Consider the following 12,348-nt stretch of genomic DNA (forward strand, 5'->3'; position numbering starts at 1 on the left):
GTGATGTTCTCTGTGAGAAGGAATGAAACGAACACCGCGGAAGACTGCATCAAACGGGCGAGTGCAATCCGGGGTATTCGTGTCTTTGAGCCCACTCGTTCAATTTTGACGTGGGCAAACTATGGATCAAGACATTTCAGCGAGCCGCAGCGGCACTCGCGTTCGCTGGCAAGAGTTCCGGATTCAGCAACTCGATCTGCTCGACGCGGCGTGACCCGTCGTCCTTACAGATCACGGCCCGCAATTTTACGGGGAGATCGATCTTCCCAACGCGCACCCATTCGTTAGAGACCTGTCGGCTGGATCGTATCTGCCCCGAGACCGCGTCCCACGTTGTGATACTGAAGTTTTTGGGCAGGTGCTTGCCTTCGACATTGCGCGATACATCTACCACGCTGATGACAAATCGGGTTTTGTCGTTAAAACGGTGGACTTCTGTCAGCAAGTCCCCCTGAACCCGCCACAAGCTTTTGTCCGAAGCCTCCGTCGATTTCAGCAGTCGCCCCAACGGGTGCACCGTATTTTCGTCGGCGAATGCAACGGTCTCGATCGCGCCATCACTAGAGAGACGATGACCGACGATCGATTTCAACGTCGATGTCACCCAGGCGAACGAGTCTCCCGCAGGCAATTCCACCTTGACGTCGCCTTCGCGACTGACACTGACCGCCCCTTCGACGGCAACTCCATCCACGCTGACGCGTAGTGCCGCACGGAAGCCGGGAAACTCGTGCCACTCAGCGCGGCCATCGTGCGCTTGCTTCATCAGCGACACGGCCGTGACTTCGGTGGGCTTGGAATCGTTGCCTTGCGTGAAGGTTGTCAACATCCCAGCCATCGCCACAAACCCAAATGACATGACATTCAAACGCCACGCGGAAAACCGTCGTGCGGATTCAATCGATTTCATAGCAATTCAATTTCCTGATTGACTGAGGACGTTAGATTAGAGACTGGTAACGTCAAGCCGTGATCCGAGGACCCGTTGATTCGCCGCAACGAATCGTCCAGACCCGCGTAACGATTATCGCGAACGCTGCGCAACAGACCGTTCGAGCGCAAAATTGACTTCCGCATTCCCCGCCAGCGACAGCTCGGCGACAAGCGTCGAATCGCGGTTGTATTGCGGTGGAATTTTTTCCGGGGGCAATACCGGCTTGCCATGGTTGGCACGATGCGCGTTGGCATACGCCGCTTCGTCGTCGAGCTCAAACTCGAGTTTGGGCACCGACTCGATATGAACCTTGTTCTTGCCAACGACAGGGCCATTCTTGCGGTCGAAACTGTAAAACCCATCTTTGACAAATGCGGTCGCCGTTGGCCCCTTCGTGCCGTCGATCGGAATAAACATGATCCGCCCAGAATCAAGCGGCTTCTGATCCAGCACAACTTCGCCCGTTACGGCGATGCGAGCGGGTTGATTCGAGCGACCGCAGCCGCCCACCGCGCAGACCGCCAGCCCCGCCGCAGCGAGAACCAGTAGGCAAGAACGTGAAACATTTTCGGTGAGCATTGAAAACTCCTGACAGAAATCGACGGCGCGACACTCCGCGACGGGCGCAAGACCCTGTCGTGAACTTAAAGGACGACCAATTTCAGAACTCGCCAACCACTTCGCCACCGGCGCGTGTAGCAAGTGAATCGAGCAGCTTGTGATCGATATTCTCACCGAAGAATCGCACCGAGCCATCACTGAGCATCATGTTGACCGCACCAATGTGCTCGCTGCGGAAGTTCGATAGCCGTGTGCTGTCGCCGTCTCGCGATTTTGGATTGAAGGGGCCTTTGGTCGTGAACGCCGTCGCCAACGGATAGGGAGACGACCAATAGCCAAAGCCCCAACGAATCTGCCCGTTACAAGGCCCCGAGGTGAATGTGTAGTCGGCAAAGTTCCAGGCCGATTCACCAGCAAGAAAGGTGTTGGTTGCCCCGTCGGTCAGATCGCGCATCGCGGTTTTTCCGCTCCCGCAATTCACGATCGCACCATTATTTGGATTCCCAGCCGCCACCGTGCCGTATGGGTCATCGCTTCCCGTGCTCACAGCATATGTTCCTGGCGCGCGATCATTAGCATCGCAACCGCTGATCGGCACCGCGCGACGGAACGGAGCTGACGGGCACAAGTAAACATTGATTCGCTGCGAAACCGCCTTCAGATTTGCCGCGTCTGAATTTCCCAGACTGAAATCGTAGATTTGATAGACATTCGCCTGATCGATGAACGGAAGAATGCTGGCAAACGCTCCTGAACGCGAGAGCGTCGAATCGACGGAGCTTAGCGGAAACTGATTATACGTGTCGTGATAGTTGTGAATCGCCAGGCCAATTTGCTTGAGATTGTTGCTGCACTGAGATCGACGAGCGGCCTCGCGCGCCTGCTGCACGGCTGGCAGCAGCAGGGCGATCAAGACCGCGATAATCGCGATGACCACCAGCAATTCAATCAACGTAAAGGCGCGACGACCTGGGCGTGAACACGGCATGAAAGCCTCCTTCAAATCGAAATCCAACAAACGACACTCTGGAAAATTGGCCGAGTCGTTGGCTGGCTACCGAGAAGGTGGCTGGCTAGTCGAAATGGCGAACACCTGCCGACTCTCGCAGCAGGTGCACGTGCAGGACGTCGGACCGGGGCTCAGGCCTCCATCACAACAGAGCCTTCGAGCACGCGGTCCAACCCCGCCATGTCGGCACAACATTACTGACACTGAGTCTCAATGTCAAACAACAGCCGTTCCGCAGGCGGGATTTTCTCGTTTCCTGCCCGCCTGCTGAGAAACCTCCCAGCGACCGCGAAACTCACCCCATACAAGATTTCACAGCACACACCATCCGCCAACACTTCATTTTCAGCGGAAGTTTCCTTATGCTTGATGTGTTCGGAAATCTTTCTGCATTCTGGGAAATCATGAGTCTTCTGCCATCTGCGAAATTGGCCTTGGCTGACGGAACTGTCTATTCGGGAACGGCTTTCGGCGCCACAGGCGAGGTTTTTGGAGAGGTCTGCTTCAACACCAGTATGACCGGATATCAGGAAATCCTGACCGATCCGTCCTACTGCGGTCAGATCGTCGCCATGACCTATCCCTTGATCGGAAACTACGGCGTCAACACCGAAGACGTCGAAAGTCGTGGACTGTCGATCCGCGGCTTCATCGTCCGCGAACTCTGCCGTCAACCGAGTAACTTTCGATCGACAGACACTCTCGACAGCTACTTACGCAAAGCGAACGTGGTTGGAATCGAGGGAATCGACACGCGATCACTGGTGCGCCGCCTGAGAATTCGGGGAGCGATGACCGGCGTGTTGTCGTCCACCGATCTGGACGATGCGTCGCTGATCAACAAAGCACAAAGCAGCCCCTCGATCGTCGGCCAGGATCTTGTGGCAGAAGTGACACCTGCCAAGCCGTTCAACTGGAGCGAAGGTCTCTCGGATCTGGGTGCGTCTGGTACGAGTCTGGTCTCCACAGACACTCCGGAACGCCACGTTGTGGCGATCGATTATGGGATGAAATGGAACATCCTTCGACACTTGAAGGCGATCAATTGCCGCGTGACGGTCGTGCCCGCAACGACAACCGCCGCCGAAGTCCTGGCACTGAAACCGGACGGAGTCTTTCTGTCAAATGGCCCCGGCGATCCGCGCCCCCTGAAATATGCCATCGACACCATTCGCGATCTGCTCGGCAATGTCCCGATTTTCGGAATTTGCCTGGGCCATCAATTGCTCGGCATGGCCTGCGGTGCCGAGATCTACAAGCTGAAGTTCGGGCACCGAGGTGCCAACCAGCCCGTTTTGAATCAAGACACTGGTCGCGTGGAAATCACCTCGCAGAATCACGGCTTCGCCATCGCCTCGGAAACGCTACCCAAGGTTCTGGAAGTCACGCATTTGAATCTCAACGATCGCACCATCGAGGGATTGCGGCACCGCGAGTTCCCGGCGTTCTGCGTCCAATATCACCCTGAAGCATCAGCCGGGCCGCACGACAGCGGGTATCTGTTCGAGACTTTTCATCAAATGATGACAAAAGCGTAAACAAAGTCGCGCTTCATCGATTGAACTCAAAAAAAACTTCTGTACGCTCGCCGACATTCGCGACAGACCGTCTTGTCGACGCTATAGGAACATTTCAAAGGAATCTTGTGCGATGGCTATTGAACGAAGTTTCGTCATGTTGAAGCCAGATGCCGTCGTTCGTCGTCTGATGGGTGAAATCCTCGGACGATTGGAAGCGAAGGGACTGAAAATCATCGGCATGAAGATGCTGCAAGTGACAACCGACCTGGCAAAGCAGCATTATGCCGAGCATGTGAAAAAACCATTCTATCCGCTTCTGGAAGAATTCATTACTTCGGGTCCGGTTGTCGCGCTGGCGGTCGAAGGCCCGGGCGCCGTCGCGGTGATTCGTGCAATGCTTGGCTCCACCAATGGACGTGAAGCACCCCTCGGTACAATCCGAGGCGACCTTGGAATGAGCCGCCAAATGAATCTGGTGCACGGCAGCGATAGCACTGAAGCCGCAGCACGCGAGTTGGCAATCTACTTCCAGCCGAGCGAACTTCTGACCTACGCCACTCCGCTGGATGGTTGGTTGTACGCCAGCGACGAAAAGTAGAATCGCACGCCGTTCGATTCATCGTCACTCTCCAAAACAGCCCACTCGATCCGCCCTGGCGCGGTTCGTCGAGCGGGCTGTTTTGGCATAATGTCCACGCGTCATTACCCAAATCACATCCGAAGCCTGTCTGCGGCCAACCCATCCGCGACGGCACCATGGCGACACGACTCGAGGAGCCGCTTTTCTTGATCCGAATTGCGTTCGATCACGTTCTCGTGTCTTGTATTCCTGAGTTTGATGGGTCTATTGTGTTCGCGACGTCAGTCAACCTGTCGACGACTTTCCGTTAGCAGTAATTCCAGGCATACTCAATTCACATTTCTGTTTGCCAAAATGCCATGACACGCACATCGGTGTTGATCATCAAGTAACGACAAGATCCGCTTCGAACTGTTCGAAGTCCCCTGTCAACGGCCCCTCCCCTGCGGAAACGAGGAACATTCACGATGTCCGAACGCGATTCCTGGAATGACCCGCAATCACCATCCGAAGTCCCAGTTCCCCCCAAGAAAAAGGGAATGAGCGGTTGCATGCTGGCCAGCCTGATTGTGGGTGGAATCAGCTTCGTCGGATTGCTCGCCTGTTGCGGGCTCGGCGGATGGTTTTTCAGCATGGTCATGCCGACAATCACCACAGAGCAGGCTCAAGTGACCGCCGTCGCGAAGAAGATTTTGAATGCCGAGATGCTTCCCGACTTTACACCTCAACAGGCGATGACAATCGACAACATGTTTTTCAGCATGCATATCGCCGAATTCAAACATAAAGAGGGCAAAGGCGAGTTGATGATGGGAAACGTCAAAGTGAAGATTGGTGACGCCGCTCAGGCCAACATGCAATCCACACAGTTTCGCGGCAAGTTCGAAGACAAGATGCGCGAAACAATCGATATCAAGTCGTCGGAAAATCACGAAGTCACCATGAACGGCAAGAAGGTCAACGTCGTCATCGGCGAGGGGACCTATCGCGCAACAGGGAAGGCCGTCCACACCGTCACCACAGATTTGGAAGAAGGGACGAGCTTGACGTTTTTGCGTCTGCAAATGGACGACGAGATCTGGAATCAAGACGCGGTGCTGAAAATGCTCGAAGGGGCGACTCCCGCAGAATCGACGTCCGATGAGCCGAAGCTGGGTGACGCGAAGCCCGAAGATCCCAACGACAACGCGGCAAAGCCAGAAGAGCCAAAAGTCGATGAACCAAAATCAGACGAAGTGAAGCCTGAATAAAAGGACTCGATCCAAGCGACCAATCGCCGGGGCAGTTTCCCGCACATCATCACCATGTGCGGGAAACATCACCTGCATTGTCGAATGGCATCATTCGCTAAACTTGACCTGGTATCCGGAAATCATCATTCCGCCATCGACGGTCAGCGTTTGCCCCGTCACCAGTACACTCCCCAGGATCAGACTTAAAATTCCTTCGGCAATGTCCTCGGGTGTGCAGACGCGTTTCAGCGGCAGTGATTGCTCATAGGCCGTCTTGATCCGCTCGTAGCTGTCACCCAGTCCCGCTTGAGTCCATCGCCCGGCGATGAAACCCGGCGCAACTCCGTTAACACGAATCGTCGGCGCAAGCGTTCGGGCCAATGACACGGTCAGGTTGTCGAGAGCGGCCTTCGTGCAGCAATAGGGGATGGAACTTCCCTGCCCCAACTGAGCCGCCACGCTCGAAACATTGATGATCACCCCGCCACCGGCCTTCAGCATGGAATCACGAACCGCGCGAGCACAATGAAACGCACCCACCACGTTCACTTTGTACAGCCGATCCCAGGTTTCATCGGAAACCTGATCCAGCTCACCGAAGGGAATAAACTGCGTCGTTCCTGCACAGTTCACTAGGACCGAAATTGGCCCCAAAGTTGTGATCGCATCGGAAACCATTCGCCGACACGCCGCGTCATCCGCGACATCGGCCTGAACGGCGAGACCTCGCCGACCAGCTTTTTGAATCTCCGCCACCGTCTGCTCTGCGTCGTCACGCGAGCGAGAATAGTTCACGACAACATCGTAGCCCTGTTTCGCCAGCAGCAACGATGTCGCATGCCCAACACCCGTACCACCACCCGTGACGATTGCGACTTTGTGCGAAGCGGACATGCGTGAACCTCAAAATTCAACGGAAGGAAGACGACAACGACTGAAACGATGTCATTCACCGTCAGTCGCTCTTGCCCGCATAGCGTACGGTCAACACGCCATAGAATCGACCGTGTTCTGGATTGCACAAGATGGCTCATCCAATCCGTCACGATCGAAAGATCTGAGGCCAGCGGCGGAGGTCCTCAAACTCTTCGGGGAGACCGGCAACGCGTTCCGTTCGCTTCTGACTCCAGTCCTGGGTTACAATTCCGTGCATGGTTTTCTTCCCGCCTTTATTCCTGCGTTCGGTCATTCCTCCCATGCCTTCGCGAACCCAATCAGGATGGTTCGTCCTGATCACTTTCATCGCCAGTGCGTCCATTTCATGGGCTGTCGACGACGCACCGACCGTTGATGCCGATCATGCTGTGAAACGTGCAAAAGGCCTGGAGGTGTTTCGATCACAGGTCCGAGACCTGTTGATTCAACGCTGCCTTGCCTGTCATGGGGGTGATGCCACCGAAGGAAAATTTGACCTGGCAACACAAGACGGCCTGCTTCGCGGTGGCGAACGCGGACCGGCGGTGATCATCGGGCGCGGCGAAAAAAGTCTGCTCGCGCGGCTGATTTCACATCAGCAAGAACCCCATATGCCTAAGGATGGCCCCCCCTTTTCCAAAGCCGAGATTGCTTCGGTGATCGAATGGATTGAATTGGGGGCTCCCTACGACGAGCCACTCCTCACGCAATCCACTGATCCCACCGCCTGGACGCGGCGAAAAGTGGATGCCGAGGCAAAGTCGTTCTGGTCTTATCAGCCACTCACGAGTGTCACACCACCACTGGTTTCCGACAATGACGCATGGGCCCAGTCGGCGATTGACCCCTTTATCCTCAAAGCACTGAAGTCCGCGTCCATCAATCCCAATGGCCCTGTCGACCGCGCCGCGTTGATTCGTCGCGTCACGTTCGACTTGATCGGACTCCCCCCCTCGGCCGACGATGTGCACCAATACGTCGAGGATTCACGGCCCGATGCCTATGAGCGTTTGATCGATCGATTACTCGCCAGTCCGCATTACGGCGAGCGCTGGGGACGTCGCTGGCTCGATCTCGTCCGCTTCGCCGAAAGCCATGGTTTTGAACATGACTATGACCGCCCCTCGGCCTATCACTATCGCGATTTCGTCGTGCAAGCCCTGAACGAGGGAATGCCTTATGACCAGTTTGTCCGATGGCAAATCGCAGGAGACGAACTCGCGCCTCAGGAACGCATGGCTCAAATGGCAACGGGATATCTCGCTGCGGGTGTTCATTCGACGCAAATCACAAAGAACGAAGTCGAGAAGCATCGTTACGACGAAATGGACGACATGCTGTCCACAATTGGTACGTCTCTGTTGGGCCTGACGATTGGCTGTGCCAGGTGCCATGACCATAAGTTTGATGCCATTCCGCAAGCCGACTACTACCGACTGCTGGCCACATTCACAACCACAATTCGCAGCGAGGTTGAACTAGATTTCGATCCGATTGGATATCAGCGTGCAAGAGCTGACTTTGACCGCGAACATGAACCTTTTCTCCAAGCGGTTCGCGCCTACGAAACATCTCAATTGCCGACGCGATTTGCCGAATGGTTTGCCACGCGTGATCAAACGGCCGAAAAGTCTATGTGGTTGATTCCGTCGGGGATCACGTTTCGATCACAGGGAAATGCGGTGTTCACACGGCAGCCGGACGGGTCGTGGCTCGTGACTGGCCCCAATCCTGCCCACGATGTGTGGACGATTGAGTTCGTCACGAAATCGAAAAACATCCAATCCCTCCGGCTCGAAGCGCTCGCCGATGCGTCACTCGCTCAATCAGGACCGGGCCGAGCTCCCAATGGAAACTTCGCACTTACCGATTTTCAAGTTGCAGTGCGACCGTACGACGACTCCGCCACCAATGAGCCGACACCCGTCAGCCTGAAGTCTGTGATCGCAACGTTCGAACAAAATCAACTGCCAGTGACGGCCACGATCGACGATGATCCGAACACCGGCTGGGCCGTCGACCCCGAATTTGGCAAGAACCACGCCGCCGTCTTCTCTACCGCCACGCCAATTGGAACGGAGCAAGGTACGGCTGTCACAATCACGCTGCAGTTCAAACAAAATACTCAACATTCGTTGGGACGGGTGCGACTGACGATTTCTCCACAAGCGGATCTTCCCGCCACGGTCGGCGGTGCGCGCGATGAAGCGATCCAATCGCTGCTGCTGCGTCGGCAAGCCGATTGGACCGACAGTGAGAGAGCCGAGCTGCACAATTGGTTCAAACCACAGGACGCCGGCTGGCAAGCCGTCGACAGTCAACGCGCGACCCATGCCGCGAGTGCGCCGCAGCCTCGAATTCGAAAGGTCTTGGTTGCGACCGAAGGATTACCGGCCGTGACGCTTCACACGCAAGCCGAGGCCGAGTTTCAAAACGAGACCTACTTTCTGCGACGAGGGGAAACGAACCAAAAAGACGCCATCGCGACACCAGGATTCCTCCAGGTACTACTGTCCACGTCCGACGAGTCCACTCGATTTCAGGAACAGCCACCGGCCGGATGGCATACGTCGTTTCGCAGGACTTCACTGACAAACTGGCTGGTGGATCGAGAGTCGGGCGCCGGGAACCTGTTCGCCCGTGTCATTGTGAATCGGCTCTGGCAACAACATCTCGGACGCGGAATCGTCGGCACACCGTCTGATTTCGGCACACGGGGTGAACGACCAACACATCCTGAACTACTTGATTGGTTGGCGAATGAACTTGTGCGTCGTGGATGGGAACTGAAACCACTCCACCGTCAGATTCTGATAAGTGGGACTTATCAGCAGGCCTGCGACCAGGACGAAGCTCGGGCCAGCGTCGATCGCGAGAACCGGCTTTTCTGGCATCGGCCCCGGCGACGTCTGGATGCCGAGTCGATTCGTGACGCGATTCTGGCATGTGGAAATCGACTCGACGATCGCCTCTACGGTCCCGGTCAATTGGACGAAGGCCACCGGCGAAGAAGCCTGTACTTCACCATGAAGCGCAGCCAATTGATGCCTTCCATGACAGTCTTCGATGCCCCTGACGGTACGACGCCCGTTGCAGACCGTCCGCAGACTACGATCGCGCCCCAGGCCTTGCTTCTGATGAACAACACGCATGTACGCCAGGCAGCGCAGCAATGCGCAACGGAATTGCTCGCTCAGTCCCACGCATCACTGGATTCCGCGATTCGGCGAGGTTACCTGACGACGATTGGTCGTCCCCCGTCGAATACCGAATTCGCACGATCGCTCGAATTTGTGCGTGGGCAGCGCGACGCGTATTCGAGACTCGATCCGACGTTCAGCGACCGTCGCGCATTGACAGATTTCTGTCAGATCCTGTTCTGCCTCAATGAATTCATCTATGTCGAGTAATCGAAACGCGGTGCGTCACTGCTGCCAGGTCGTCGATGGCAAGTTCGGGATTACTTCGGGGTGTAAGGCCACTGAGGCACCGAGCCGGTTGAACCCGTTGGCGGCATTGATCCGGCTTGATTGGTGGGCGTGCCGAATTGGTTCTGGGCATCAAGGCCATTCGAAGAACGACCATTGATGATGACGTTCGAGGGTTGTCGATTGGGAAGCGAGTTCGCATTCGCGGGCCAGTTTCCGCTATAGGGACGAGTCGTATCCGACGAGAATTGATCGCGGCTGTTCGCCTGATTCGAGAAATCCGCTGAGTCCAAGGTGTTCACGCGTCGATCGGAATTCTGTGCCCAGGCTGATTGCCCGACAGCCGAATCCTGTCCGGTTCCCGCTGACCCCGTTGTGGGCTGCTGATTGGCCCAACTAGGCAGCTCGCCAGAACCGCCTTGCCAGTCACTCGGAGATCCCCAATTGGAGGTCGGTGATGCAGGAGCAATGGCTGGTCCGGCTTCTGTTTTCTCGGCTTGAGAGGTTGTCGAGAAACTTCGATTTGCCGTCTGCTGAATTTGATTGTCACCAAACCTGTTCGAACTCTGATACGACTGAGCCTGTTGGAATTCACCACCAAAGCGCGTGTCATACGAATGTGCTGGTACGGCCATCGATCCATTTGGGGCGGCGGGTACTGCGGCGGCCGGGATTCCCATTGGTGGTGCAGTGACAGCGGGATTGGTGAAGGCAGGATTGGCGGTGGAAGGATTCGCATACTGCGTTGGCGATTCGCCTACGGCCCCATCCATCACTGGGAATAGACTTCCAGGTCCGACGCTCATGCCCAATTGTGTTGCAAGCTGGCTGGCCGAATCGCCTCCCAGACTCGACCGTGCCCCCATCATCGATTGCTGGCCACGCGTCTGTTGGACAAGCGGATCTAACGAACGTGACCGCGGATTTTGTGCGAGCGACGAACGACCGCGTTCAATGGTGAATGGTTGCGCTCCTGCCGCTGGAGTCTGTCCGACGAAGGACGGGTCATGTGGCGTCACCCCGGCGCCTGGATCATTCGTCGACGGATAAAGTGTTACCCCCGCCAGATTCTGGCGTTGCCCGTCTCGATTTTGTGTGTCGTGATGGGCAAAGGCATCCGACTGGGATTCACCGTTTGAGGCGAACGCCCCCGACGGGTTCTGGTTCGGATCGCCCCGATGTGTCGAAGCGACTCGACGCGGTGCGGGCTGCTCACTCCATTCTTCGTCAAGCTGTTGCGAGTTACGAGCTTGAGCCAATTCCTTTTGGTCGGCTTCATAACGTTTTCGCTTGGCGTCTTGCGCCTCGCGGGCCATTTCATCTTGGATCTGCTCGAAGGTCATACCCTTCCGATCTCGAGTTCGCCGAGGACCGCTCGCAGCAACTTCAGGCTCGCCATAGTTCTGTGAGAAGATCGAGGCCATGAACTGTTGTGCCTCGGCCTCGGTCGCCCCTTCCCGAAACATGGCCAGCGCATCGTCGCGGCGATTTTGCTTGGCATAGACCAACCCCATATTGGCCATCGCTCGGCGGTGTTGGCGGTCGATTTCGAGAGCCTGCTTCAACGTTTGTTCCGCCTGAGACAGGCTTCCACGCAATGTATAGGAATAACCAAGGTCACTCAGAATGTTCACGTCGCGCGGCCTTGAACGCAGCGCCGCCTGATAGTGTTCATCCGCCGCAGAATACTGATGCTGTTTATCCGCCACGACGGCCAGTCGATGGTGCACGGCGGCGTTGCCCGGCGAAGCCATCAGCGCACGCATGTAAACCAACCGAGCATCTTCGAATTGTCCATTCGCACTCAGCTGATCGCCTTCCTTCATCAGGTCGGACAACTGCGAGTCGCGTTTCTCGATTTCCGATTTCTTTGCCAGTTTGTCCTTGATCTGATCCGGCATCGGGGTCGTTTTTTTGCCGGATTTATCCACTTTATAAGGCCAATACGCGACCTCGTCCGGACCTTCCAGTCCCTGGAATTTCGGCTTCGGCTTGCTACGTTCTTTCCACGCCATCATCGACTTGTTCGACTGACAGCCGGATACGATGAACGAGACGAGCAGCGCCGCCAGGCAAACGTTCAATCTGGTAATGCGAACCATTCAACCGTCCCTGGTTGAAAAAGGAATTGAGCTGTCGACAAGTTGGAACATCGAACTCATCGGGCCG

Annotated in this window: 9 protein-coding genes; 4 read left to right on the forward strand and 5 right to left on the reverse strand. The window is 56.0% G+C overall.

The features are described 5' to 3' along the window. Window positions 1-136: 136 nt before the first annotated feature. The 3 genes from OSO_RS0108860 to OSO_RS0108870 form a co-directional block, all read right to left on the reverse strand. Window positions 137-910, reverse strand: a complete 774-nt coding sequence (locus OSO_RS0108860; RefSeq protein WP_010583052.1) for a DUF3386 family protein — start codon at window positions 908-910, stop codon at window positions 137-139. A gap of 114 nt (window positions 911-1,024) precedes the next feature. After that, window positions 1,025-1,513, reverse strand: a complete 489-nt coding sequence (locus tag OSO_RS47665) for a hypothetical protein (protein WP_010583053.1) — start codon at window positions 1,511-1,513, stop codon at window positions 1,025-1,027. Between the two features lie 82 nt (window positions 1,514-1,595). Next, window positions 1,596-2,483, reverse strand: coding sequence for a DUF1559 domain-containing protein (locus tag OSO_RS0108870; protein ID WP_010583054.1), 888 nt, complete (start codon window positions 2,481-2,483; stop codon window positions 1,596-1,598). Between the two features lie 383 nt (window positions 2,484-2,866). Between OSO_RS0108870 and carA the strand changes: the two genes are divergently transcribed. The 3 genes from carA (at window position 2,867) to OSO_RS0108895 (ending at window position 5,854) form a co-directional block, all read left to right on the forward strand. Next, window positions 2,867-4,042 carry a glutamine-hydrolyzing carbamoyl-phosphate synthase small subunit gene (carA, locus tag OSO_RS0108875; RefSeq protein ID WP_010583055.1) on the forward strand — a complete coding sequence of 392 codons (1,176 nt, stop codon included), beginning with the start codon at window positions 2,867-2,869 and terminating at the stop codon, window positions 4,040-4,042. Between the two features lie 118 nt (window positions 4,043-4,160). Continuing rightward, the gene (ndk, locus tag OSO_RS0108880; protein ID WP_029246805.1) at window positions 4,161-4,622 is read left to right on the forward strand and encodes a nucleoside-diphosphate kinase; all 462 of its coding nucleotides are present in this window, start codon (window positions 4,161-4,163) and stop codon (window positions 4,620-4,622) included. A gap of 449 nt (window positions 4,623-5,071) precedes the next feature. Continuing rightward, window positions 5,072-5,854: a hypothetical protein gene (locus tag OSO_RS0108895; RefSeq protein ID WP_010583058.1), complete on the forward strand. Its 783-nt coding sequence runs from the start codon at window positions 5,072-5,074 to the stop codon at window positions 5,852-5,854. A gap of 90 nt (window positions 5,855-5,944) precedes the next feature. Here OSO_RS0108895 and OSO_RS42765 read toward each other — a convergent pair whose 3' ends face one another. Then, window positions 5,945-6,730 (reverse strand): SDR family NAD(P)-dependent oxidoreductase, encoded by a 786-nt coding sequence (locus tag OSO_RS42765; RefSeq protein ID WP_010583059.1) that lies wholly within the window; start codon window positions 6,728-6,730, stop codon window positions 5,945-5,947. A 302-nt stretch (window positions 6,731-7,032) separates the two neighbouring features. Here OSO_RS42765 and OSO_RS0108905 point away from each other — a divergent pair, with 302 nt between their 5' ends. Continuing rightward, entirely contained in the window at window positions 7,033-10,161 is a 3,129-nt protein-coding gene (locus OSO_RS0108905; protein WP_162130520.1) for a DUF1549 domain-containing protein, read from the forward strand. Between the two features lie 50 nt (window positions 10,162-10,211). Here the strand turns inward: OSO_RS0108905 and OSO_RS0108910 are convergent, their stop codons facing one another. Continuing rightward, window positions 10,212-12,281 (reverse strand): tetratricopeptide repeat protein, encoded by a 2,070-nt coding sequence (locus tag OSO_RS0108910; protein WP_157605102.1) that lies wholly within the window; start codon window positions 12,279-12,281, stop codon window positions 10,212-10,214. Between the last annotated feature and the right edge of the window lie 67 nt (window positions 12,282-12,348).

It is taken from the genome of Schlesneria paludicola DSM 18645 (assembly GCF_000255655.1).
Lineage (GTDB): Bacteria > Planctomycetota > Planctomycetia > Planctomycetales > Planctomycetaceae > Schlesneria > Schlesneria paludicola.